Here is a 24,159-nt window from a genome sequence, read left to right on the forward strand (position 1 = left end):
GTTGGCCGTGGGGTGGACGGCAAATGGGGGATTCTATCCGGTTTTGCTTGGAAAAAATCAAGAAATCAGATATATATCGAAAAAGTGAGGTGAGTGGGATGAGTAAACGATATATGCTGATTACGCCGGAAAACGGAATAGACATTCTCAAAAGTCTGGCCGCTCCTGCGCGGCTGTCCATTCTGACCCTGCTCAACAAGCAGGGCCCGATGAATGTTAATGACATAGCCGATGTGCTTGGGTTGCCCCAATCGTCCACTTCTACTCACGTGAACTCCCTTGAAAAAGCAGGGCTCATCGAGACCGAGAGTCAGAAGGCCAAAAAGGGGAGCCAGAAAATCTGTCGCACCGCCTATGATGAGGTGGTGCTCTCCTTCAAGGAGCCCAAACAGACCGATCAGGATCTGATCGAGGTGGCTATGCCGGTCGGGCTTTATTCCGGCTGCAATACGACGGCTCCCTGTGGCCTTTGCTCCAGTGAGGGCATCATTGGCTTCCTTGACAGCCCCGATACCTTTCATTCGCCAGAGCGGATGAAAGCTGGTTTGCTATGGTTTACAAAGGGATATGTCCGATATCAGTTCCCCAACAATGCTCGCATTGCCGGCAAGGAGATCAAGGAGCTGGAACTGGTTCTTGAGCTCTCATCTGAAGTGCCGGGGACATCGGATGACTGGCCATCGGATATCAATATTTCTATCAATGACAAGCTGATAGCTGTCTGGACGGCACCAGGGGATTATGGCGATCAGCGCGGCAAATATACGCCTGACTGGTGGAAACTGGCGGGCTCTCAATATGGTCATTTGAAAAGTTTCCGCGTCACGGCTGACGGCACCTATGTCGATGGCATGCGCGTGTCCGACATCACGTTGGCTGATCTGGAGCTTGATGATCATCGTTCGATCCGGGTGCGGATTGCTGTGCCGGATGAGGCCAAAAATCCTGGAGGGCTCAATATTTTTGGTCGCGGCTTTGGCAATTATGATCAGGATATTGTGCTTAGACTAAGGACTTAGCTGCCGTTTGTGAATGGGAAGTTAATCAAGAATGCGGATAAACGAGGCGCAAGATCAAGATGATAAGCCATTAAGTGGTTTATGAAATCTCGAAATTGCGTAATATATCAGAAAATTGGGTTTTAATTCTCTTCCCAACAACCTGTTGACGGTATGTTGCCCCCTCTGTTAGTATCATAATTACTGAATAATATCATAAATCATGATATAATTGGGAGGAGCCAACATGCGTGCATCAGTCACTGCGCACAAAGAATTTACCGTCGCCAAAATTGATCCTCGCTTGTATGGCTCGTTTGTCGAGCATCTCGGCCGTGCTGTTTACAGCGGCATTTATGAGCCCGGCCACGCCAGTGCTGATGAACAGGGCTTCCGACAGGATGTGCTGGATCTAGTGAAAGAACTGGATGTGCCTGTCGTGCGCTATCCCGGTGGCAACTTCGTTTCAGCTTATAACTGGGAAGATGGTATTGGCCCCAAGGAAGAGCGCCCCGTAAGACTCGATCTGGCCTGGCACACCGCCGAGAGCAATCAGGTCGGCATTCATGAATTCGCCGATTGGGCTGCCAAGGCTGAAACCGAGATGATGCTGGCGGTCAATCTGGGTTCGCGTGGTCTGGATGAAGCCCGGGCCTTCCTTGAATATGTGAACCATCCCGGCGGGTCCTACTGGTCAGACCTGCGGCGCCAGAATGGCCGCGAAGAACCTTGGGGCGTCAAGCTCTGGTGCCTTGGCAACGAAATGGACGGCCCATGGCAGATAGGCCAGAAAACTGCCGCCGAATATGGCCGCACCGCGTTTGAAACCGCCAAGGCCATGCGCGCTTTCGACAAGGATATCGAGCTGGTCGTTTGCGGCTCTTCGACGCCCAACATGCCCACCTATCCCGAATGGGAATATACCGTGCTCGATTACACCTATGACAGCGTCGACTATATCTCGCTGCATATGTATTTCGAAAATCATGAGCAGAATACCAAGAATTTCCTCGCCCGCTCCATGGAGCTGGAAACCTATATCGAGACGATCTCGAGCGTTATCAAAACCATCAAGGCCAAGAAACGCTCCAACAAGGACGTCTATATTTCCTTTGATGAGTGGAATGTCTGGTATCATTCCGCAGAGCAGGACAAGCCGGTTCTAGAAGGCAAACATGGCTGGCCGCATGCCCCGGCGCTGTTGGAAGACATCTATGACTTTGCCGACGTTCTCGTCGTTGGCTGCATTCTCAACACCTTCATTCGGCGCTCGGATGTGGTCAAGGTCGGTTGTCTTGCCCAGTTGGTCAATGTAATCGCCCCGATCATGACCGTCGAAGATGGCCCGGCATGGCGCCAGACAACCTTCTATCCTTATCTCTATGCCTCCAAATATGGCCGCGGCACTGCGCTGGATCTGGCGGTCGACGTGGAAGGGTATGAAACGGACTTTGCCAACAATGTGCCATATCTGGATGTAGCTGGCGTACTGACAGAGGCCGATGGCGGCCTCAGCTTCTTCCTTGTCAACCGTCATGAAAGCGAAGCACTCGATGTGGAACTATCTCTTGAAGGCTTCGCCCATTCGTCCGTGACCATGGACAAGGTGATCGGCGGTTACGCGCTGGACAAGACCAACGGACCGGATGAAGAGCCGGTCGCCCCTGCCGATGGAAACGATGCCAGCATTGTTGATGGCAAGCTGTCGGTAAAGCTGGCCCCGCTCAGCTATCGCATGATCCGGTTGAAATAGAGGAGGCGTTTGGCTCCGGCTGCCTGCAAGCCACCCTGTGATCCATCGAAGTGTTTCTAGAAAAGAGAGACCCATGTCTGCGACCATCGACATCAATAGCGTAACCAAGGCTTACGGAGCCCTGACAGTGCTCGATGATATTTCCCTGAGCATAGAGGCCGGTGAGTTTGTTGTTTTCCTCGGCCCTTCTGGCTGTGGCAAGTCAACGTTACTGCGGATGATCGCGGGGCTGGAATCGGTCGACAAGGGTACGATCCATATCGGAGGCGAGCGGATCGATACATTGCCTCCGGGCAAGCGCGGGGTGGCCATGGTGTTTCAGACCTATGCCCTCTATCCGCATATGACCGTGGCGCAGAATATGGCCTTTGGTCTGGAAAATCTCAAGGTTGACAAGGCCGAGATCGACAGCCGCGTCCAGTCCGCCGCCGAAACGCTGGAGATGGCCCATCTGCTTGATCGCAGGCCTACCAAACTCTCTGGCGGTCAACGTCAGCGCGTGGCTATCGGGCGGGCTATCGTCAAGGAGCCCAAAGCGTTCCTGTTTGATGAACCGCTATCCAACCTTGATGCAGCGTTGAGAAGCCGCACTCGTCTCGAATTGGCTCAGCTGCACCAGCGGCTTGGATCGACCATGATCTTCGTGACACACGATCAGGTGGAAGCCATGACGCTGGCTCACCGGATCGTTGTCATGCATGACAAGAAGATCGAGCAGATCGGCACGCCGATGGAAATCTATCAGCGACCCGCTACCCGTTTTGTTGCTGAATTTGTCGGCTCGCCCGCTATGTCGATGATGCCGATCACAGGCATTGTCAGCGCGCAAAGCTCTGATCAAAAAGGCGCAACGCTGGAGGTGGAAGGGGCTGGCATGGTCGCAACTCAAGTGCCGCTGCCCGCAAGCTTTGCTCTGGATGGCGCAACCATGGGCGTTCGGTCCGAAGACACACATGTAGTCCAACCCGGTGCGGATGGGCTGAACCTGACGGTTACCGTTGTTGAGCGGCTTGGAGAACGCACACTGCTCTATGGCAAGCTCGATACGGGCTTTGAAATGATTGTCGAGGACAGCGGCCGCTCGACGGTCAGGGCTGGGGAAACGGTGAAATTCGACTTTGATCGTTCCGCCCTGCATGTCTTCGATGGCACAGGGCGCGCCTATCATATGGCAGAGGAGGCGTAAGATGGCTGAGTCCTATCGTCGCTCCCGCTGGTCAAACGCTCTGTTCATTCTGCCCTATATGACGGTCTTTCTTAGTCTGCTTGTTTTTCCGCTCTTCTGGGGCATGTGGCTTTCGCTCAACAAGAGCGACCTTTTCGGTGGTGCCCGCTTCATTGGCCTGAAAAACTATTATCGCGTCTTCAGTGATCCTGTTTTTGGACAGGCAGTCTGGAATACGGTCATTTTCGTTCTTGTTTCTGTGCCCACCCTCGTGGCGCTGGGGTTGTTCCTGTCTTTGGCACTCAACAAGACCACGCGCGCCTCGTCGCTGCTGCGCGGGTTGTTCTTTTCTTCCACTGTCTTGTCGGTCACCATCGTTACGCTGATCTGGCGCTTTGTCTTCATTCCCGGCGATGGCCTGCTGGCCTTGTTGTTTGACAAAATGGGCTGGGAGCAGATTGGCTTTCTTTCCACCGAGGGCTGGTCGCTCTTTTCGGTTGGCGTGGCAACCGTATGGTGGTGTCTGGGCTTGCCTATGATGCTGTTTCTTGCTGCGCTTCAGCAGATACCATCTGATCTTTATGAAGCCGCAGCGCTCGACAATGCGAGCCGCTGGCGGGTGTTGACGCGGATTACGCTGCCTTCGATCAAATCCACCATCGTGCTTGTGGCCATCGTGCAGATCGTCATGCAGTTCCAGCTGTTCGGGCAGGCCCAGTTGATGACCAACGGCGGACCGGCAGGCTCTTCGCGTCCGATCGTTCTTTATATCTTCGATACCAGCTTCATCCGCTGGGATGTCGGCATGGGCACGGCGGCTTCCGAAGTGCTGTTCCTCATCATTCTGCTGGCGGCAATGGTGCAATATTGGGTGACATCTCGAAAAGGGGAAGCTTGAGCCATGGCTGTTCTGAGCAAGAAAAACAGAAGCTTTTCGCCTGACAAACTGACATCCAACCGAGCCCTTTTCTGGATCGCTGCCGTCTTCGCGATTGTCATGATCGCGCCAGCGCTTTGGGTGCTGGGGCTGTCTTTCAAGGATAACACGCTTTTGATGCGTGGGTCCGAAGCGGTGTTCTCTGCGCCATATACCCTGAAGAACTATACCGATCTGTTCCATTCCAGTCTGGTCTTTCGCTGGTTTCTCAATTCCATGGTGGTTGCGGTAGGGCAGACTGTGGGCGTGCTCACCCTATCGTCGCTGGCAGGCTATGCCTTTGCGCGGCTGGAATTCCCATTCCGCAAGACGATCTTTGTTATCGTGCTGTTTGGTCTTGCTGTGCCGGAGCAGGCGGTCATCATCGCGCGTCACCAGATGTTCAGCTGGCTCAACATGCATAATAGCTATCTTGGCCTGATGTTGCCGGGCATGTCCTCGGCCTTTGGTGTGTTCCTGATGACGCAGTTTTTCCGCGCCATCCCCAAGGAGATCGACGAAGCTGCCCTGCTCGACAACACACCGCGCTTCCGCATTTTCTGGAAGGTGCTGTTACCGCTGACCATGCCAGCACAGGCAACGCTTGGTATTTTCACCTTCCTGCTGGCGTGGAACGATTATTGGTGGCCGCTGATTTCAGCCACCAAAAAGGACATGTATACGCTAACCATAGGCATCGCATCCTCACAGCGCAATTTCGCCCAGACCGAGGGGCTTGGCTTTCTCGCCGCGCAGGCTGTGTTCGCCTCATTGCCGGTCATCATTGTCTATATCTTTTTCCAGCGGAATATCGTGACCGCTGTTTCGGGAGGAGCCGTCAAATAGCTATGGGCGGCTAACATTATCGGCAGCCTTCTGGAAGAGGGAAGAAATAGGAGGGCAGGCCGGTCATTTTAGGGGCGAAGGCCCCAACATAGGGAGAGAAAAATGAAATCCATTCTATTGGCAACGGCCTCTGCCGCCTTGCTCGGCATGGCCACAATGGCACAGGCCGACACGACGATTGAACTGCAACGCTTCTTCGGCGCATGCGAAGCGGACTATGGCACTGTTACCGACGTCTCCAAGGCGGTTGGCGAATGCGGCATTATCACGTCTCTGGTCAACAAGTTCGAAGCGGAAAATCCGGACATCAAGGTCAACGTGACCACAGTGGAATGGCCCGGCTATAATCAGCTCAACGCCCAGCTCGCTTCCAACGCAGCGCCCGATGTGGTCTCGGTTCACTATTCAGCGATTTCCGATTACTCCACCCGTGGCCTCTTCATGCCGCTTGATGATCTGTTTGCATCGGCTGGCATTGATCCGGCAGACTTTTCCGACGCTGCCCGTGGCGGCGCCACCAAGGACGGCAAGATGTATGCCCTGCCGTTTGACAACTGGACCATGCTGTTCCATGTCAACCTCAACCTGATGAAAGAAGCGGGGCTCGTCAATGCCGATGGCACACCGATTCTGCCAACCTCGGTTGATGAATTCTTCGAACAGGGCAAACAGTTCAAGGAAAAAACCGGCAAGCCATATCTAGTCCAGATCTATGCCAACGAAACCGCTGCCTATATGCGCATTTTCTACACGCTGATGATGCAGCAGGATTATGACTTCTTCAAAGATCCGTCCAAGATCGATCTTTCTGGACCTGAAGCCAAGAAGGCGCTGGAATTCATGAAGAAGATCCACGACGAAGGCCTTTCCACGCTCGATATGGACTATTCGGCAGCTGTCTCCGGTTTCTCCTCTGGTGAAGGTGGTATTGAGGTTAACGGTACCTGGTTGATCGGCGATCTGGATGCCCAGTCCAAGGAAGAGGGCAATGCGCTCTCCGGTGGCTACACCGTTTATCCTGTGCCGCAATTCTATCCGGCCAAGAACGCCACCTATGTGGACGGGCATGGCTGGGCTGTTCCGCGTGGAGATCGCGATGAAGACAAGATGGCGGCCATCGGCAAGCTCTTCAAATTCCTCGAAGACAATGACTATGAATGGGCTCGCACCGGCCATCTGCCATCTGTGAAAGCCGTGTTCGACATGCCTGAATTCAAGGCTCTGCCGCACCGCGACAAGATCGTCGAGATAGCCAAGATCGGGCAGACCCTGCCGGAAGGCGTGATGCGCCAGTTTGCGCTTCAGGATATTGTCGGTGAAGAACTGGCTGCCGCCATCAATGGCAACAAGTCCGTTGATGACGCGCTGGCTCGTATAGAAGAACGCGTCAACGATCTGCTTGGCAACCTTTAGCTACTGCGCAAGAACGTAGACTAAGCGCTTTCAGACAATGAAGATTAGGGGAGCGGCAGAGTATGCCGCTCTTTTTGTCTCTTGCCTGCTTGTCTCTCTGCTGTGCTTTTGGCTACGCGCGATTCGGAGGTTGGTCGGGTTAGTAAAAATGCCGGAACAGGCGAGAAATATCAGACTTCTATTCCTGACAGATAAAGCAGTTCTGTCATATCAGGTAAAATTCCAAGCTATTTATTACCTTGGTCAGAATTAATTGGTCCGCTCCCGAAGACCGACTTAACCCTTTTTGAAATAAAAGAAAAAGAAAAGGTGAAGGCAAGGTATCGCAACGAGCGAGACTGTCTTTTCAGGCTTTTTATATTATCAATTAGGATAATACTGAAACCACAATATTCATTCCACTGTGACAGCTTCCTGTCAGACAAGCAGACTACTATCCCCGCGATGGCCCGCCAAATAAAATAAGGCTGGCTTAATTGTGGAGGAGAAATCATGATTTCCAAAGTGGTCCGCGCAGCACTCGCTGTCGCAGCAATGTCTCTCGTACCTGCCGCAGCGCAAGCGTTCGAACCTGAAAATCCGGAATGTATCGCTCCTGCCAACCCTGGTGGTGGCTGGGACTTCACCTGCCGTCAGGTTGGCAAATCCTTGCAGGATCTCGGCCTGATCGATTCCACCATGCAGGTGGTAAACCTTGCTGGCGGTGGCGGTGGCGTTGCCTATGCAGCCGTGGTCAACAAGCGTGGTGACGATAGCAACCTCATCGTGGCTGCCTCTTCGGCAACAGCAACCCGTCTGGCACAGGGTGCCTATCCGGGCAACACCATGGATCAGGTCCGCTGGGTTGGTGCTATTGGCGCAGACTATGGCGTGATTGCAGTGGCAGCCGATAGCCCGATCAAAGACCTAACCCAACTGATGACGCAGCTTAAAGACAAACCAAGCTCTATTGCTGTTGCTGGTGGGTCCGCTGTTGGTGGCTGGGACCATCTCAAGGTTCTGATCGCAGCCAACGCCGCAGGTATCAGTGATGTGCGCAAAGTCAAATATATCGCCTTCAATGGTGGTGGCGAAGCGGTAACCCAGTTGCTGGCTGGTTCTGTTCAGGCATTCTCCGGCGATATTTCCGAAGCAAAAGGCTTCGTGGATTCAGGTGATATCCGCGTGATTGCCGTTCTGTCTCCGGAACGCCTTGATGGCGACTATGCCGCATTCCCAACCGCGAAAGAGCAGGGCATTGACGCCATTGGTGCCAACTGGCGCGGTTTCTATGCTCCAAAGGGCATGAGCGATGACGCTTATGACTTCTGGGTTTCCAAGATCGACGAACTTTATGATACCCCGCAGTGGAAGACTGTCATGAAGAACAACGGTCTGGCTCCGCTTGATCTGCAGGGCGCAGAATTCGAGCAGTTCGTTGGTGAATCTGTTGCCAAGATCCAGCAGATTTCCCGCGATATCGGCATCATCAAATAATAATAAGCTATCCCGGTTGCGGCGGCTGAGACCGGCCGCCGCAATTTCCGTCTAACGAGGGAATGATCATGAGTGATCGTATCTTCGGAGCTGTTGGGCTCCTGCTGGCCGCGCTCTTTGCCTATTCATCCATGATAATCGAGGAGAGCTTTCTCTCCGATGCGGTCGGCCCCAAGGCCTTCCCATTGATTATCGCCGCCATTCTGGCAATCTCGTCCCTGACAATCATTCTGAAACCGGACGCCGCGCCCAAATGGCCGACGCTTCCGCGGTTCGTCGAGCTTGTCGCCTCCATCGTCGTGATGGTGCTGTATGCCGAGTTTCTGCCAATTGTTGGTTTTGTGATCGCAACGGCTGTCGCGTCCACCTATCTCACCTGGCGTTTGGGGACATCCGCCATCCAGTCTGTGGTGGTCGGTATATCCATCTCCGTCGGCATCTATGTCATTTTTCACCTTCTCTTTGGCCTGTCGCTGGCCAAGGGCCCGCTTGGTTTCTAAGGAGATCGGATTATGGAAACTTTTTCGTCTCTTGCAGACGGTTTTGTGATTGCGATGACCTTTCAGAACCTCATTCTGGCACTGCTGGGGTGTTTTCTGGGAACCATCATGGGCGCGCTGCCCGGTCTTGGCCCGTCAAACGGGGTCGCGATCCTCATTCCTCTGGCCTTCTCGCTGGGCCTTGGCGCTACGCCGTCTCTCATTCTGCTGACGTCCGTTTATTACGGCGCCATGTATGGCGGTCGTATTTCTTCCATCCTGCTCAACATCCCCGGTGATGCGCCTGCCTTGATGACCTGCCTTGATGGCTACCCCATGGCGCGCAATGGCCGAGGCGGGGAGGCGCTGGCGCTTTCCGGTTTTGCGTCCTTCATCGGTTCGTTTCTGGCAACCTGGGGGCTAGTGCTACTGGCGCCGCAGTTGGTCAAGATTGCGCTCGCCTTCGGGCCTGCTGAATATTTCGCTCTGTTCGCGTTGGCCTTCGCCACGCTGGGTGGTGTTTCTTCCACCAATCAGGCGAAATCGGCTTTCGCAGCGATGGTCGGACTTGGTCTTGCCATGGTCGGGGTGGATACCCAGACCGGTGTGCCACGCTTCACCTTTGGTCTCGTGCATTTCTATGATGGCATTGACTTCCTCGTTGCCATCGTCGGCCTGTTTGCGATCTCGGAAGTCTTCATCTTCATCGAAAATCGCCACGGCGATGCAGATGCAGAAGGCAAAAAGGTCGAGCTCGGTCGTCTGACGCCAACCATGAAGACATTCTGGGGCAGTTTCCCTTCGATTATCCGCACCAGTATTGTCGGCTTCATTGCCGGTGTTCTGCCCGGTGCCGGAGCCTCTTTGGGGTCCTTCATTTCCTATTCCATGGAAAAGCGTCTGCTCGACAAGAATGGCACCTTCGGTAAGGGTGATCCGCGCGGTGTGGCTGCGCCTGAAGCGGGCAACAATGCCGCCGCCGGTGGTGCACTGGTGCCAATGCTGGCACTCGGTGTTCCCGGCTCTGGCACGACCGCTGTTCTTCTGGCCGTTCTGCTGGCGCTCAACATCACGCCGGGGCCGTTGCTCTTTGCCAACAATCCTGATGTGGTCTGGGGCCTGATTGCTGCGCTCTTCATCGGCAACTTCATCCTGCTGCTGCTCAACATTCCGTTCGTGGGTATCTTCATCCGCGTGCTGCTTGTGCCACCGCGCATCCTGATGCCGATCGTCGCAATGGTCAGCTTTGTCGGGATCTACGGCATTGCCGGGTCTAGCTTCGATCTTCTGATCATGGTGGCCTTCGGTGTTGTTGGTTGGCTGTTCCGCAAGCTTGATGTGCCGCTGGTTCCGGTCATTCTCGGGGTGCTGCTGGGCAACAATATGGAAAGCAACCTGCGCCGCGCCATTACCATTTCTGATGGTGACTGGACGGTTCTGTTCGCAAGCCCGCTCGCGATCACCCTGTGGTCGATCTCGATCATCGGCTTTGTGCTCCCCATCTTCGTCAGCCGCTTCATGCCCAAGAAACCAAAACCGGTTTCTGCTGAAGCAGAAGAGGAAGTATCCAATTAAGACGCATCTCCCGGTCCGACATAATAAACCAGTCCCCCAACGATAACGGATCGGGAGTTGCATCAGAAACAAGGGGAGTGCCAGCCTTGGGTGGCACTCTCTTAAAAGCCCTCAAAGGAAAGCAATCCGATTTCTTCGACAAAATCACAGTTTTTTAGGCTAATTTGCTGCGATTATGACCTCGGTCAGAGACTTGACAGAAATATCGGATAAAAAGGGCGATTAATATGATTGCGACTGTGGCTGCAAAAGCGGCGATCAGTAAAAAACCGGCAATCAATGAGGGTGGATGAAACCGCAATCAACAAGGAATGAGAATATCCATTGTCACTGTCCGCAATCCTGCGACGATCTTTCTTTTAGCCCATTAATATCAGGGTGCCATGGTGCCACTGAGAGGCTTTTAGACGGTGTGACAATGTAAATTCTGATTGCTCAAACGGCTAAAGGAATGTGCTAGTGAGCGACGGATTGGAATTCTTGACGGTTGAACCGGCCTCTGACCCTGTGGCCCGAAGGGAAATCGTCGACCTGCTGGCCAGTTGCGGCCTTGATTACGAGAAGCAAATCGAGTTTTTCGTAACGGCGCGGCAGGAAGGGCGGCTCGTAGCCTGTGCAGGCTTCGAAAAGGGCATCATCAAGGATGTTGCCATTTGCCAGACTCTGCGAGGCAGCGCGATCAGTCTGCGGCTCGTCAGTGAGGTAACCTATCTCGCCCATAGCCAGGGATATCAAATTCTTTTCGTCTATACCGAGCCGCATAATGCGGATTTCTTTTTGGGCTGCGGCTTCTATCCGCTGGTCGAAGTGCCCGGACAGACGGCCCTGCTAGAGAATACGCCGGTCGGTATCAAGAATTATTGTGCCTCTCTGGCCCACTACAAGGTGGAGGCGGACAAGATTGGCTGCGTGGTGGCCAACGCCAATCCCTTCACGCTCGGTCACCTCTATCTGATCACCGAAGCAGCGAAATCCTGTGATTGGCTCCATCTGTTCATCGTCAAGGAAGATGCCTCGCTCTTCTCCTATCATGATCGCTTCATGCTGGCCAAGGAGATGACCAAGGACATTCCCAATCTCACCTTGCATGGCGGTTCAAAATATATGGTCTCGCGGGCCACGTTCCCGGCCTATTTCTTCAAGGACAAGGGCATGGTCGGCCAATGCCGCACCGCGGTCGATCTGTTGCTTTTCCGCAAATATATTGCCCCGGCCCTTGGCGTGACCCACCGCTTTGTCGGCACCGAGCCATTCTGCGATACCACGCGCAAATACAACAATGACATGAAATTCTGGCTCCAGGAGCCAAGCTCCATAGCCCATTCCATCGAGGTGGTTGAGCTGGAGCGCACCAAGCGCAGCGGCATCGCCGTTTCCGCTTCAGAAGTGCGCCGCCTGTTGGCGGGAGGAAACTTTGAAAAGATCAAGGAGTTCGTACCCAAACCGACCTTTGATCTGATCATGAATAAATATGCCACATCAGTTTGACAGCTGACGGCCTGTCGCCGCCATGCGTGCCATCGATTTTAAAAATCTAAAGGAGCGAAACATGCAGATCATACAGGAGGCGTTGGCGGGGACACTCGAATCGAGCGATCTCTTTGTCAGGGTCTCACCGTCAGAAGGACCGCTTGAGTTGATCCTGAACAGCGAAGTTCAGCACCAGTTCGGCGACCAGATCCGAAAGGTCGCGCAAGAGACCTTTGCAAAGCTCGGCGTGTCCGAAGGGGCCACCGTTATCATCGAAGACAAGGGAGCGCTGGATTGCGTGATCGAAGCCCGCCTGGAAGCCGCTCTTCTGCGCGCCGCGGGTGACAAATCGGTAGAGTGGGAGACCCTGTCATGACTTTGCGTCGTTCCATGTTGTTCATCCCCGGTTCCAATGCCGCGATGATCTCGACCGCCTTCGTCTTCAAGCCGGACTCGGTCATGTTCGACCTTGAAGATGCTGTATCCCTGCGCGAAAAGGATGCTGCCCGTCTGCTGGTCTATCACACCCTTAAATCATCGCTTTATGATGGCATTGAGCGTGTTGTCCGTATCAACCCTCTGTCGACACCTTATGGCAAGGATGATCTCGAGGCCGCCGTGCGCGGCGGCGCCGACGTCATCCGCCTGCCCAAGACAGAAACGGCCGATGATGTGAAGGAACTGGAAACCTGCGTTGAGGAGCTTGAGCGCAAATGCGGCCGCGAAGTTGGCTCGACATTGCTCATGGCTGCCATTGAATCCGCATCCGGTGTGATCAATTCGGTTGCCATTGCCACCGCTTCAAAACGCCTGATGGGCATTGCTGTTGCTGGCTTTGACTATGTGGTCGACATGCAGACCGAACGCGGCGATGGCTCTGAGCTATTCTATGCCCGCTGCGCCGTGTTGCACGCTGCCCGTGCCGCCAAGATCGATGCCTTCGATGTGGTCTATTCCGACATCAACAATGAGGAAGGCTTTCTCAAGGAAGTCGACGTCATCAAACGGCTTGGCTTCAACGGCAAATCATTGATCAATCCGCGTCAGATCGAACTCTTGCACAATGCCTACGCCCCAACGCAGGAAGATGTCGATTATGCCAACCGTGTCGTTGCCGCGGCCGAAAAGGCAGAGACCGAAGGGCTGGGGGTCATCGCGCTCAATGGCAAGATGATCGATGCGCCCATCGTGGATAGCGCCAAACGGGTTCTGAGCCGCGCTCAGGCTTCCGGCGTGAGACGATAGGGAGGGCTGACAATGGACAAGAACAATCATTCGGCTCCGGGGAGGAGCAAGACGGTGGCAGAACCAGAACTGTTTCAGGGCTTTGCAGCAAAAATTCCTTATCTGGCCGATCCAGTCGCCAAGCTTGATCGCAAGCTGGTCGATACGGTGCAGGAAGCCGTACGCCGTGTGGGCCTCAAGGACGGAATGACCATTTCCTTCCACCATGCCTATCGCGAGGGCGACAAGGTCATCAATATGGTGGTGCAGATCCTTGCCGATATGGGCTTCAAGGATCTGACGCTGGCTTCTTCCTCGCTGGTCTCTGCCAACGCGCCGCTCATTGAGCATATCAAGAATGGCGTGATCCGGAAGATCTACACCTCCGGCATGCGTGGCAAGTTGGCCGATGCCATCTCCCACGGGCTGATGGACGAACCGATTACCGTGCATTCTCACGGGGGGCGTTGCGCTCTCATCGAAACCGGTGAAATCAACATCGACGTCGCCTTTATCGGCGTTTCGGCATGCGACGCCTATGGCAACGCCAACGGCTTTTCAGGGCGTTCGCGCTGTGGGTCTCTGGGCTATGCCATGGTCGATGCCTATTTCGCCAAGAATGTCATCATGCTGACCGAGGAAATCGTCGCCTATCCGAATGCTCCGGCCAGCATTCGTCAGGATCAGGTGGACTGGATCGTGCAGGTGGATGAGGTTGGTGATCCGGCCAAAATCTCTGTTGGGGCAGCCCGTGCCACGACCAACCCGCGCGAGCTGCTGATTGCGCGCCTGTCGGCGGAAGTCATGGAGCATGGGGGCTATTTCAAGGATGGCTTTTCCATGCAGACCGGTACTGGCGGCTCGTCTACGGCAACGGTGCGCTTCCTGGAAGATCGCATGCGCCATCTGGACATCAAGGCCCAATGGGCGCTTGGCGGACAGACCGGTGGTATGGTCGATTTGCACAATAAGGGCCTGATCGGCACATTGCTCGACACCCAGAGCTTTGATGCGGTGGCCGCGCGTTCGCTGGAATCCTCGCCCAACCATGTCGAAATCTCGGCTCACTATTACGCAAGCCCCATGTCGAAAGGGGCTGTGGTGGATCGGCTGGATATGGTGATCCTGTCGGCACTGGAAATCGATCTTGATTTCAACGTCAATGTGTTGACCGGTTCTGATGGTGTCATGCGAGGCGCCTCTGGCGGCCATTGCGATACCGCAGCAGGGGCCAAATTGTCCATCGTGGCCGCGCCGCTTATCCGCTCGCGCATCCCGACCGTGGTCAAGAATGTCACCACGCGGGTTACGCCGGGCGAGACGGTCGGTGTACTGGTCACAGACCACGGCATCGCCGTCAACCCGAACCGATCAGACGTGGAAGAGCGGCTGCGCGCTGCCAATCTGCCGGTTCGCACCATGGAAGAACTCTATCAGCGGGCGATCTCCATTACGGGTGAACCCAAGCCGATCGAGTTCCTCGACAAGGTGGTCGGCGTTGTCCGCTATCGTGATGGCACAGTGATCGACACCGTGCGTCAGGTTGCCAAATGACAAGTGGGTCCTTCATGGATGAGGAGATAGGCGAGGGCGATCTTAAGGAAGTGATTAGTGATCCTTCTTTGGAGATCGCCACTGCGCCAACCTATGGGCTATTGAAACAGGAACAACTGGGGATATCAATTTCTCCTGTTGCCCCTGTGTGGTCGTCCCTGCCGGAGCGCCTTGCCGACCTTGTCCATGAAGCCCTCGTTGCCGAAGCAACCCTCACGCCAAAGCCGGGGCTTGTGGATGCCCGCAACAACGGCTCGCACAAGGATATGACGCTGGCGACCTTTCTTGCCAGTGCCGACGCGTTGCGCCCTCTGATGGCGTCATTCGTCAAGGCAGGTGTGGAAACAGCGAGCGATCCTACTTCTGTTGCACTGCAGGCTCTGCGTGGACACGGTCTTATCTGCGAAGAGGCAATGAATGAGGCCACCGGCGGCATCAATACCCACAAGGGCGGCATCTTCGCCTTTGGCCTGTTGCTCGGCGCAGCGGGACGTTGCATCGGACGCGGGGAAGGGCTCTCGGTCTTGGCGCTTTGCGGCGAAGCCGCGCAGATGGTCAAGGGGCTGGTGAAGCGTGAGCTCGCCAACCGCGTAAAGACTGCCAATACTGCTGGGGAATATATCTATCGTCGCTATGGCCTCACCGGCGCTCGGGGCGAAGCGGAAAGCGGCTTTGAATTGGTGCGGCTCTATGCTCTTCCAGCCTTTCTTTGCTCAAGAGAGGCAGGGCAGGACGAGGAAACCGCCTTGCTCGCCGCGCTGCTCGAATTACTCATCCGGAACAGGGATACCAATCTGGTTGCCCGTGGCGGCATGGAAGGTCTGTTTTTCGTGCGCCGTGAAGCGCAACGGCTCAAGCGCCTTGGCGGTGTCTTTGCCCCGGATTTCCATGCAAGACTGATGGCCATGGATGAAGCGCTGATCCACCGGAATTTGAGCCCCGGCGGGAGCGCTGACCTGCTAGGCGTTACCCTGTTTCTCGCGCGCATCGATGCGATGGGGTTGTCGGCAAGCACGGAGGTTTCATGAAAGAACCCTGTTGGACCGATGGCCCGGAGGTCGCCCTCAAGGATATGCTGCTGGCCCGCGAACGGCGGGTGCGTCGGCGCGAAGATGGCCTGGCCCATTATCGCATGCCGACAATCACCTTTTCTGTCGTCATGCCCGGGCCGGTAAAATTATGCCCCATGAGCGAATTACTCGCCAAGGAGGCAGAGCGGGCCGTGCATGAAAAGCTCTCGGCTAAGGGCTGGGAGAATCACATGCTCTGGTCTCAGAACGCTTCCACTGGCCCGGAGGCGTTATTCGCTGTTGCCAGTGAGGCTGAAAAGCTCAAAAAGGCGATGGTCGAGCTGGAAGAAAGGCACCCGCTGGGGCGACTATGGGATCTTGATGTCCATGGCGCAGACGGGCGAGCGGTTTCCCGTCGTGATATCGGCATGGCGCCGCGACGGTGTCTCATTTGCGATCAGCCAGCGCACGCCTGCGCCCGCTCGCGGACCCATGAAATAGGTGACATTATAAGGGCCATGGAAGAAAGAATGCGAAGCTATTTGGAAAAATAAAGTCAACTTTGCCAAAAGTTGTCATGCATTTTGGACGAGAGCATGCGATAGATAGCAAATACTTTTCTGAAACACAGCGTATTCTCAAAAGAAAAATAAAAGAAACAATGCGTTAGCATTGTGTTTCATCCTGTCAGAGAGGTTCGTTGCGCTGGACTCTCAATGAGAATGGCCATCTCTCAAGCGGGAGTTGAAGATTAAACGCGTTGGTACTAGATTATCGACGCATACTTTCAAACATTTTTTCATGGAGTCGCCTTTTGATTAGACAATTGACAGATCCTGAGGTTCTGGAGGCACTCGCAACACATGCAGAACAGTTTGATTTTGTGCTTGTTCCCGGCTTTAAAAATAGTGGACCTGAACATTGGCAGAGCTTTTGGGAGCGGGAAATCGATCTCTTCAGCCGCATTGATCAGAGCCGCTGGGATCAGCGCGATATTGTGCTATGGATTGATGCCGTGGGAAGGCTCCTGACCAAGCGCAATCGTCCCGCTATTCTCATCGGCCATTCGCTGGGGGCTCTTGCTTCTGCCTGCGTCATAGCCCGAGGTGAGTTGAATGTGGTTGGCGGTATGTTCGTCGCTCCAGCCGAGCCCATGCGCTTTGCCGTGGAAGAACGCATTCCGCACGAGAATCTGGGTATTCCAACGGTGGTGGTCGCCAGCCATAACGACAAGCTCATCTCCTTTGCACGCGCCAAGGGGCTGGCTGATGGCTGGGCATCCGACTTTATCGATGTCGGGGAAGCCGGACATATCAACTCCGAGGCTGGCTTCGGTCGCTGGCCTTATGGCTTGACCATTCTTCGCGATCTCGCTGACCGCATTGTCGCCGACAAGAGCAAGGGGTGATCACGCCCGATCACTGCTCTTCCGGCTTTTTGAAAATACTGTTCCAGACATCCAGAAAATATCTGCGTTTTAGCGGGTCTTGATAGGTCAGCAAGCCGATGCCCATCTTGATTGGCAAATAGGCGTTGGTGGAATCCGCTGGCAATTTCAACCGCCGCATGTCTGGCGAAATGGGTATCAAGGCCGAGTCTCGAGCCATTTTCTCTTGCCCGGTTTCAGATAGCAGAAACTCCAGAAAGCGCTCTGCTTCTCTCTTTTTCCTCGAATGTTTGTAGATGAAGGCCGTGCGCGACATGACAATGGTGTAATCCTTGAATTGGAAAATGCCGACATTCGGATCCTTGGAGGCGCGTTCCAGCGCATAGGTGCCGATGACGTTATAGCCAAGGATCAGATCGCCGGAGGCAACCGCATCCAGAATGGCCGATGTGTAGTCATAGGTTCGCATCTTTGCGCGGCTGAGTGCTTCGATCACACGGAAAATCTTGTCGCTTTGAATGGCATCTTGCGTGAAGAACAAGTAGCCCGCTCCCGACGAGGCCGCATCATAGGTGCCCACTTTCTCTTCGAAGGTGGGCAGATTATTGATCAATAGATCCGCCAGATCGGAATGGGTTTTGGGCAGCGGATAACCCCGGAAGGCCTCCTTGTTATAGACCAACACAATCGGCTCATAGGTGAAGCCGTAAAGCTCGTTGCGCCATTCGGCCCAGCTTGGTGTAGCGCCTGCACGATCGGTGCTGAAGGGAGAGGCCAGTCCTTCATTGACCAGCTTTACCTGCAAGTCCATGGCTGAGCTAATGACCAGATCGATGGCGGTGTCCTTGCGGTCCCTTGCATAGAGCACATGCTCGAACAGGGCGTTGGTGGTGATTTCGTGATAGGCAATCTCGATATCCGGATTGGCCGTTTCAAAAGCCCTGATGACGCTTTCAAAGGCGGCGGTGTCCGTGGTGCTCCAGATATCGATCTCGGTTTTTTCTTGCGAGAAGGCAGCTGGTATGGCTGCCAGCATCGCTGTCAACAACACAGTGATCGCGAAAAGCATGTATTTGGCTGAGCGAGCCGAACAGGCTGAAAGAGGTGAAATAAGGGGGAAGAGGCTCTGTGCGCTCATGTGGGTATCCCCACTGTTTTACGGGTGAATATCATTCTCACGCTTAAGCCTCCCAAAGCCGAGTGGCCGAGCCTGAGCTGTGCCTTGTGGCTGCGCATGACCTCGTCAACGATGCTGAGGCCCAAACCTGACCCGTCGTTGCCTGTTCCCGTGGTGTAGAAACGTTCCAGCACCTTTGCGCGTCGCTCCTCCGGAATGCCCGGACCGGCGTCATCCACTTGCAGGATAAGCTGCTTTCTCTCTCTGCCGCGCAGTTTCAGGGTATGTTCAAAAAGAGAGATATCGATGCGGTTATTGGCTGGGCCATGTTTGATGGCATTGTCGATAACATTGCTGATGGCCTCGCGGATAGAGATGCTGTCGCCTGCAATCAGATCGGCAGTCTTGCCGCCATTCTCGATATCGGGCGCAATATTGACCGAAAAATCGATATCGGACTTCACATGCTCACGCAGCAGCGTCTGCAAAACGGTTTTAAGCAAATCTGCCAGATGAATATCCGAGACAATCTTCTGGTCGGCCCGGTGAATGACCATGGCGTGGGCCAACAGCTGGTTGGTCAGGTGAATGGTCTGCCGGTTCTGCCGCTCCGCTTTTTCAATCCGGCCTTTCAAAAGCTCGGGCGACTGCTCCTTGCTGGCCAGCTCCAACTGGCCCTGAAGCGCCGAAAGGGCCGTTCTGATCTGGTGTGTCACATCGGCGATGAAGATTTGCGAGTGATCAAGATTATTCTTCAGCCGCGAGATGAAGCCGTTGATCGAGAGCACAAGGCTGGCCACTTCGCGCGGCGGTGTGACGGGCAGGGGCGTGAAATCGGAAATGTCACGCTGTCGCAAATTCTGCTCTACATCGATCAGGGGATGAAGGGCGCTATTGATCGCGATCCAGACAAACAGCAACCCTACCACGGTGATGAAAAGCGCCACTGCAAACCCGCGCCAGAACAGCTCTGCTATCATGTCATGACGCGCAATGCAGGTTTGGCCGAATTGCACGATAACCCAAAGTGAGCGGTTATCACCCGTGAGAAAGCGCGCCTGCTGCATGAAACGGACGGACTCGCCACTGAAAGCGTCATCCCAATAGACCGGGCTTTCGCTGGGCTTGTAGTTGGCTTTGGGGCGCAGATTGTGAGAGGCCGTGATGGTCTCGTCATCTTGCGTGAAAATGCGATAGAAAACGCGGTCTTCCTTTGCCAGTCCCAGAATCTCAAAGGCAGAATAGGGGATGTCGACCCGCACCTCACCCGAAGCCAGATTGGCCCGTTCCAGAATGGCAAGGGCCGCCCCATGCAACAGCCGATCATAGGATTCATTGGCAGCCTGCTGCGCATAGCCCCACAAGCCGATGCAGATCACCGTCAGAATGGCCAGAAAGCCTGCCCCCATGCTCAGTATGAGCCGGTGGCGCATGGATTTCTGTGTGAGGCGTTTGGAAGCGTGTTTCATCGGTGCCCATGATCTCGCGCGAAGGGTGGATCAAGTCTCATCCATATGCCCGATATAGCCAAGCCCTCGAATAGTCTTGATGAGGAAAGGGGAGCCATCCAGTTTCTTGCGCAGGCGCGTGATGGTCTGTTCAATCGCGTTGAAGCTGGGTGTTTCATCAAAATTGTAGATCTTGTCAGCGATTTCTTCCTTGGTCAAAACCCGATCGAGGCTGGTAAGGAACAGTTCGAGCAATTGTACTTCCTTGTTACGAAGCTCGATATCCTTGCCCGCGACATTGGCAAGCTTTGTGCCCCAGTCGAAGGTGAAATTGCCAGCGGTGAACAGGTTGCGCGCGAGACCGGATTTGCGCCGTGCCAGCGCCCGGCAGCGGGCAATCAACTCGCGAAAATCAAACGGCTTGGTCATATAGTCGTCTGCGCCAGCATCCAGCCCTACGACCCGGTCATCAATCTCCGAACGGGCAGAAAGCACCAGCACCGGCGTATCGAGATTGCGCGCCCGAATGGCTCTGAGCAACTCGAACCCGTTCCTGCCGGGCAGGTTGATATCCAGCAGAATGAGATCAAACTGCTTCTGGCGCAAAATATAGTCCGCTTCATCCCCGTCACTTTCATGATCGATGACATGTCCTTCCTTGCGGAAGCGTTCAACGACGGTTTCGGCTAACGCCATGTTATCTTCAACAAATAAAACACGCATGAAATCAGCTAGTTCAAACCCCTCCCAATCCGGACAGTGTGAATCCCCTCGTGTCTGCCCAGAATAGGTCGAGATTAGGTTTCTCGTTGGTCAGGGTCAATATGGCTAGTCTTAAAGACAGCATTGCAAACCAGAGCAATTCAGCAAGACAAGCCGATTAGCCCCGTGAAACAGGCCTCAGTCGAAATGATAGCCCTTGGTATTTCTTGCAAGGAAAACTAATGAGCATCACACTTTATGTCGCGATTTAAACCAAAGCTTGCAAAATAAAGCGAAATTTAACGCAGAGCGCATAGGCTTGGGACTGGTTTTTCTTTGTCCAAATATGTTTTGCCAGTATGCGTATATCATCCGTGTTCTATCTCTTGTTGTTTTCTACAGTCTGTTTGACCGGTGAGGCTCATGCATCGGAGTTATCCAGTCTGAAGGCAAATATTGACCTCACATGGGTCATGGCGGCCTCGGCGCTTGTCATGTTCATGCAGGCGGGCTTTCTTATGCTGGAAGCGGGGATGGTGCGCTCGAAAAACTCCATCAATGTCGCCCAGAAGAATTTGCTTGATTTTGTCTTCTCGGTGGCTGCCTTCACCATTCTGGGCTTCATGCTGGCCTTTGGAAAGTCCTATGGCATCTTTGGGCTGGATTGGCGCTATCTTGGGCTTCAGGATCTCACCTCTCAGGAGGCTGGCTTCTTTGTTTTTCAGGTGATGTTCTGTGGAACGGCGGCGACGATTGTGTCCGGCGCCATCGCCGAGCGTATCAGATTGTCATCCTATGTGGTCGCCTCTGTCTTTCTCTCGGCCATCATCTTTCCTGTTTTCGCCCATTGGGCCTGGGGCAATGCCCTGATGCCCAATGAGGGCGCATTCCTTGCCAATATGGGCTTTATCGATTTTGCCGGTTCATCGGTGGTGCATGGCACTGGCGGCTGGGTGGCTCTGGCAGGCTGCATTCTGCTTGGTGCGCGTGAGGGCCGTTTTGATCGGCAAGGCAATCCGATCCGGCTCGCAGGACATAGTCCTGTTCTTGCGACTACCGGGGGGCTTTTGCTCTTTATCGGTTGGCTGGGATTCAATGGCGGATCAACGCTCAAGGCCGACGAGAGTGTCGCTTTCATTATACTAAACACTGTGCTCGCTGGCGGGTTCGGCACTGTGACCGGTTTCATGTTCGGCTATCATCAAGATGGCCACTATCTGCCGGAAAAGTCCCTTGCCGGCCTTATCGGTGGACTGGTCGCTGTCACGGCTGGCTGCGCAGTCTTGACGCCATTGGGTGCGATTGTCATTGGAGCCATTGGTGGTCTCGTGGCTGTCATTGCAAACAGCGTTCTGGAACATAAATGGAAAATCGACGACGCCGTCGGAGCTATCGGAGCACATGGCTTTGCGGGTGTTGTGGGAACCATCGGGCTGGCTCTATTGGCGCCTGCAGAGCATTTCGAAAATGGCCGCCAATATCAGATCATGATTCAGTCGCTCGGTGCAGGGCTCAATTTTCTTGTCAGTTTCGGCCTCGGCTTTATCTGCTTCTGGTTCCTGAAGCGCTTTCTGCGTCTGCGGGCAAGCCGCGAGGAAGAGTTGATCGGCCTCAATATCGCCGAGCATGCCACCCGTATTGGTGTGGGACATGTCGAAGATGCCATGGAGAAGCTGCTCTCCGGTCAGCGAAGCTTTTCACAGAGATTGCCTGCCGTTGCCGGAGATGAAGCAGAAAACCTCACCGGTTTGTTCAACAAACTCATGAGTAATCTTGAAGCCGAGCATAAAAAGCTGAGCGAGCTGGAGATCCTCAAGACCCAGTCCGAAGAAGCTGAACGCATATCTGCTCTTTCCAACGCCACCTTTGAAGGGATCGCCATTCACCAGAATGGCATGGTGATCGACGGCAATCCTCAAATTGCCGAGCTGCTGGACTACAGTCTTGAGGAAGTGATCGGCAAATCGATCATGCAGTTCGCTGATGAACGTCATCGCGGCCGGATCGAGCGCTCTATCGCCGAGAATTGCAGCGAGCCATATGAAGCAGTGCTCGTATCTAAATCTGGCGAGCGGATACCAGTCGCCATTCGCGGGCGTATGATCAACTACAAGGGACGGGAAGTGCGCATTTCCTGCTTTGTTGATCTGAGAGAACGCAAGGCCGCCGAAGAGCATATCCGCATCATGGCCCAACATGATGCCCTGACGGGCGTGGCCAACCGTTCGCTTTTTAACGCGCAGCTGGAAAACGCCGTAAAGACGTCAACCCCACAGCGGGCGATCGCCCTCATTCTGATCGATCTGGACCGTTTCAAGAATGTCAATGACGTGTATGGCCACCCAGCCGGAGATATTGTCATCAAGGAAACCGCCGCACGCTTGAAGGCGCTTGCTGGCGTCAACGACAGTGTTGCGCGACTGGGCGGAGATGAATTTGCGATCATTCAACGCAATATTCTTTTTACCAATCAGGCCGCCGATACCGGTCACCGGATTGTCAACGAGCTGTCCCGCCCCATCAAGATTGATGACAAGAAATCCGTGATGGTGGGGGCCAGTGTGGGCATTGCGCTCAGCCCAGAACATGCCAAGGATGCGGAAACCATATTCTCGCGCGCGGATATTGCGCTCTACCATTCAAAGAAGACAGGGCGGAATATTTCCAACATCTATCGAACCGGCCTCAACCAGTTGATGGAAAAACGCCGTGCGTTGCAGGCAGACCTTGAAAAGGCCCTCGAAGAGGACGAGTTCGAACTTTATTATCAGCCACGCATCAACGCCAAATCGTTGGAGATTGACTCCTATGAAGCTCTCCTACGCTGGAACCATCCGCAGAAAGGGCTGGTAAGTCCGGCGGAATTCATTCCCGTGGCCGAAGCCAGTGGTCTGATCGTGGACATCGACAACTGGGTCTTCAAGCGTGCCTGTCGGGACGCAGCCGAAGGACTGAAGGGCAAGCATCTCAGTATCAATGTCAGCCCGCTGGGTTTCCAGCAGCGTGACTTTGTCAAGACGATTGAAGAAACATTGGAAAAGACGGGAACCGATCCGTCGCAGATCGAGCTCGAGCTTACCGAGAGCATGTTGATCGAAGATGATGAACGTGGTCTGGCGGTGATGAAACAACTCAAGCGGTTGGGGCTGTCTCTGGCTTTGGATGATTTCGGTACTGGTTACTCGTCGCTTTCCTACCTGTCCAAGTATCCGTTTGACACCATCAAGATTGACCGCAACTTCGTTGTTGCCCTCGGGCAGGAGAAAAGTGCTGTCGCCATCATGAAGGTGATCATCGGGCTGGGTAAAGGGCTTGGCATGGATATCGTGGCCGAGGGCGTGGAAACGGTCGAGGAAGCAGCCTTCCTGCGTGAGAATGAATGCGATCAGCTTCAGGGCTACCTGATCAGCCGCCCCATGACGGTCGAAGAGATCATGCATGAAGTGCCGCTCGATATCCGCTGTTCCATTCTGAGAGCAGAGCCTGACGACAAAACGGACATGCAGGTGTCCAGCCTGCGTGCTGTCAAGGATGGCTCAAGCGAGAGCTCGGAACTCGCAAGTGATCCGGACGTCTCCCCCAAGCGGGCCTAAAGATCTTCGACGCCTGCCGATTGGCTTTCAAAC

20 protein-coding genes are annotated in these 24,159 nt (G+C 54.4%); 17 read left to right on the forward strand and 3 right to left on the reverse strand.

Annotated elements, in window-relative coordinates; genetic code table 11:
• The first annotated feature begins 98 nt into the window (after positions 1-98).
• The 16 genes from BM258_RS00995 (at position 99) to BM258_RS01075 (ending at position 17,287) form a co-directional block, all read left to right on the forward strand.
• Positions 99-1,019, forward strand: a complete 921-nt coding sequence (locus BM258_RS00995; RefSeq protein ID WP_090067941.1) for an ArsR/SmtB family transcription factor — start codon at positions 99-101, stop codon at positions 1,017-1,019.
• 226 nt (positions 1,020-1,245) lie between these two features.
• Positions 1,246-2,751: an arabinosylfuranosidase ArfA gene (gene arfA, locus BM258_RS01000; protein ID WP_090067943.1), complete on the forward strand. Its 1,506-nt coding sequence runs from the start codon at positions 1,246-1,248 to the stop codon at positions 2,749-2,751.
• A 73-nt stretch (positions 2,752-2,824) separates the two neighbouring features.
• Positions 2,825-3,937 (forward strand): ABC transporter ATP-binding protein, encoded by a 1,113-nt coding sequence (locus tag BM258_RS01005; RefSeq protein WP_090067945.1) that lies wholly within the window; start codon positions 2,825-2,827, stop codon positions 3,935-3,937.
• A gap of 1 nt (position 3,938) precedes the next feature.
• Entirely contained in the window at positions 3,939-4,814 is an 876-nt protein-coding gene (locus BM258_RS01010) for a carbohydrate ABC transporter permease (RefSeq protein ID WP_175527859.1), read from the forward strand.
• A gap of 3 nt (positions 4,815-4,817) precedes the next feature.
• Positions 4,818-5,678, forward strand: coding sequence for a carbohydrate ABC transporter permease (locus BM258_RS01015; protein WP_090067949.1), 861 nt, complete (start codon positions 4,818-4,820; stop codon positions 5,676-5,678).
• A 102-nt stretch (positions 5,679-5,780) separates the two neighbouring features.
• Complete coding sequence (locus tag BM258_RS01020; protein ID WP_090067951.1) at positions 5,781-7,091, forward strand: extracellular solute-binding protein; 1,311 nt, start codon at positions 5,781-5,783, stop codon at positions 7,089-7,091.
• Between the two features lie 492 nt (positions 7,092-7,583).
• On the forward strand, positions 7,584-8,567 hold the full coding sequence (locus BM258_RS01030; protein ID WP_090067955.1) for a Bug family tripartite tricarboxylate transporter substrate binding protein: 984 nt from the start codon (positions 7,584-7,586) through the stop codon (positions 8,565-8,567).
• A 68-nt stretch (positions 8,568-8,635) separates the two neighbouring features.
• Positions 8,636-9,067, forward strand: coding sequence for a tripartite tricarboxylate transporter TctB family protein (locus tag BM258_RS01035; RefSeq protein ID WP_090068905.1), 432 nt, complete (start codon positions 8,636-8,638; stop codon positions 9,065-9,067).
• A gap of 12 nt (positions 9,068-9,079) precedes the next feature.
• On the forward strand, positions 9,080-10,621 hold the full coding sequence (locus BM258_RS01040; protein ID WP_090067957.1) for a tripartite tricarboxylate transporter permease: 1,542 nt from the start codon (positions 9,080-9,082) through the stop codon (positions 10,619-10,621).
• A gap of 459 nt (positions 10,622-11,080) precedes the next feature.
• Positions 11,081-12,109, forward strand: a complete 1,029-nt coding sequence (citC, locus tag BM258_RS01045; RefSeq protein WP_090067959.1) for a [citrate (pro-3S)-lyase] ligase — start codon at positions 11,081-11,083, stop codon at positions 12,107-12,109.
• A 61-nt stretch (positions 12,110-12,170) separates the two neighbouring features.
• Complete coding sequence (gene citD / locus BM258_RS01050) at positions 12,171-12,467, forward strand: citrate lyase acyl carrier protein (protein ID WP_090067961.1); 297 nt, start codon at positions 12,171-12,173, stop codon at positions 12,465-12,467.
• The gene (gene citE / locus BM258_RS01055; protein WP_090067963.1) at positions 12,464-13,336 is read left to right on the forward strand and encodes a citrate (pro-3S)-lyase subunit beta; all 873 of its coding nucleotides are present in this window, start codon (positions 12,464-12,466) and stop codon (positions 13,334-13,336) included. Before citD ends, citE begins: the two co-directional genes overlap by 4 nt.
• 12 nt (positions 13,337-13,348) lie before the next feature.
• On the forward strand, positions 13,349-14,869 hold the full coding sequence (gene citF / locus BM258_RS01060) for a citrate lyase subunit alpha (RefSeq protein ID WP_090067965.1): 1,521 nt from the start codon (positions 13,349-13,351) through the stop codon (positions 14,867-14,869).
• A gap of 14 nt (positions 14,870-14,883) precedes the next feature.
• Positions 14,884-15,897, forward strand: coding sequence for a triphosphoribosyl-dephospho-CoA synthase CitG (gene citG, locus BM258_RS01065; protein WP_090068907.1), 1,014 nt, complete (start codon positions 14,884-14,886; stop codon positions 15,895-15,897).
• Positions 15,894-16,433 (forward strand): citrate lyase holo-[acyl-carrier protein] synthase, encoded by a 540-nt coding sequence (citX, locus tag BM258_RS01070; RefSeq protein WP_090067967.1) that lies wholly within the window; start codon positions 15,894-15,896, stop codon positions 16,431-16,433. Before citG ends, citX begins: the two co-directional genes overlap by 4 nt.
• Before the next feature lie 260 nt (positions 16,434-16,693).
• Positions 16,694-17,287 (forward strand): RBBP9/YdeN family alpha/beta hydrolase, encoded by a 594-nt coding sequence (locus BM258_RS01075; RefSeq protein WP_210186615.1) that lies wholly within the window; start codon positions 16,694-16,696, stop codon positions 17,285-17,287.
• A 10-nt stretch (positions 17,288-17,297) separates the two neighbouring features.
• On the opposite strand, the gene BM258_RS01080 is transcribed toward BM258_RS01075, so the two are convergent.
• From BM258_RS01080 to BM258_RS01090, 3 genes are read right to left on the reverse strand one after another with little or no spacing between them, the layout of a single operon-like run.
• Positions 17,298-18,404 (reverse strand): ABC transporter substrate-binding protein, encoded by a 1,107-nt coding sequence (locus BM258_RS01080; RefSeq protein ID WP_090067971.1) that lies wholly within the window; start codon positions 18,402-18,404, stop codon positions 17,298-17,300.
• A complete protein-coding gene (locus BM258_RS01085; protein ID WP_090067973.1) occupies positions 18,401-19,852 on the reverse strand; it encodes a sensor histidine kinase in 1,452 nt (483 codons plus the stop codon). The genes BM258_RS01080 and BM258_RS01085 overlap by 4 nt, the downstream gene beginning before the upstream one ends.
• A 30-nt stretch (positions 19,853-19,882) precedes the next feature.
• Positions 19,883-20,554, reverse strand: coding sequence for a response regulator transcription factor (locus BM258_RS01090; protein ID WP_090067975.1), 672 nt, complete (start codon positions 20,552-20,554; stop codon positions 19,883-19,885).
• A 338-nt stretch (positions 20,555-20,892) separates the two neighbouring features.
• On the opposite strand from BM258_RS01090, the gene amt reads away from it, so the two are divergent.
• Positions 20,893-24,126, forward strand: a complete 3,234-nt coding sequence (amt, locus tag BM258_RS01095) for an ammonium transporter (RefSeq protein WP_090067978.1) — start codon at positions 20,893-20,895, stop codon at positions 24,124-24,126.
• Positions 24,127-24,159 lie beyond the last annotated feature (33 nt).

Source organism: Cohaesibacter marisflavi, from assembly GCF_900115225.1.
In the GTDB taxonomy this organism is placed as follows: Bacteria; Pseudomonadota; Alphaproteobacteria; order Rhizobiales; family Cohaesibacteraceae; genus Cohaesibacter; species Cohaesibacter marisflavi.

Excerpts from the sequence above, each read along its gene's own strand:
- citG (WP_090068907.1), top strand. The coding sequence starts at position 14,884 with ATGGATGAGGAGATAGGCGAGGGCGATCTTAAGGAAGTGATTAGTGAT.
- BM258_RS01040 (WP_090067957.1), top strand. The coding sequence starts at position 9,080 with ATGGAAACTTTTTCGTCTCTTGCAGACGGTTTTGTGATTGCGATGACC.
- BM258_RS01035 (WP_090068905.1), top strand. The coding sequence starts at position 8,636 with ATGAGTGATCGTATCTTCGGAGCTGTTGGGCTCCTGCTGGCCGCGCTC.
- citD (WP_090067961.1), top strand. The coding sequence starts at position 12,171 with ATGCAGATCATACAGGAGGCGTTGGCGGGGACACTCGAATCGAGCGAT.
- BM258_RS01010 (WP_175527859.1), top strand. The coding sequence starts at position 3,939 with ATGGCTGAGTCCTATCGTCGCTCCCGCTGGTCAAACGCTCTGTTCATT.
- arfA (WP_090067943.1), top strand. The coding sequence starts at position 1,246 with ATGCGTGCATCAGTCACTGCGCACAAAGAATTTACCGTCGCCAAAATT.
- citX (WP_090067967.1), top strand. The coding sequence starts at position 15,894 with ATGAAAGAACCCTGTTGGACCGATGGCCCGGAGGTCGCCCTCAAGGAT.
- citE (WP_090067963.1), top strand. The coding sequence starts at position 12,464 with ATGACTTTGCGTCGTTCCATGTTGTTCATCCCCGGTTCCAATGCCGCG.
- BM258_RS01005 (WP_090067945.1), top strand. The coding sequence starts at position 2,825 with ATGTCTGCGACCATCGACATCAATAGCGTAACCAAGGCTTACGGAGCC.
- BM258_RS01015 (WP_090067949.1), top strand. The coding sequence starts at position 4,818 with ATGGCTGTTCTGAGCAAGAAAAACAGAAGCTTTTCGCCTGACAAACTG.
- amt (WP_090067978.1), top strand. The coding sequence starts at position 20,893 with ATGCGTATATCATCCGTGTTCTATCTCTTGTTGTTTTCTACAGTCTGT.
- citF (WP_090067965.1), top strand. The coding sequence starts at position 13,349 with ATGGACAAGAACAATCATTCGGCTCCGGGGAGGAGCAAGACGGTGGCA.
- BM258_RS01090 (WP_090067975.1), bottom strand. The coding sequence starts at position 20,554 with ATGCGTGTTTTATTTGTTGAAGATAACATGGCGTTAGCCGAAACCGTC.
- BM258_RS01080 (WP_090067971.1), bottom strand. The coding sequence starts at position 18,404 with ATGAGCGCACAGAGCCTCTTCCCCCTTATTTCACCTCTTTCAGCCTGT.
- BM258_RS00995 (WP_090067941.1), top strand. The coding sequence starts at position 99 with ATGAGTAAACGATATATGCTGATTACGCCGGAAAACGGAATAGACATT.
- BM258_RS01085 (WP_090067973.1), bottom strand. The coding sequence starts at position 19,852 with ATGAAACACGCTTCCAAACGCCTCACACAGAAATCCATGCGCCACCGG.
- BM258_RS01030 (WP_090067955.1), top strand. The coding sequence starts at position 7,584 with ATGATTTCCAAAGTGGTCCGCGCAGCACTCGCTGTCGCAGCAATGTCT.
- BM258_RS01020 (WP_090067951.1), top strand. The coding sequence starts at position 5,781 with ATGAAATCCATTCTATTGGCAACGGCCTCTGCCGCCTTGCTCGGCATG.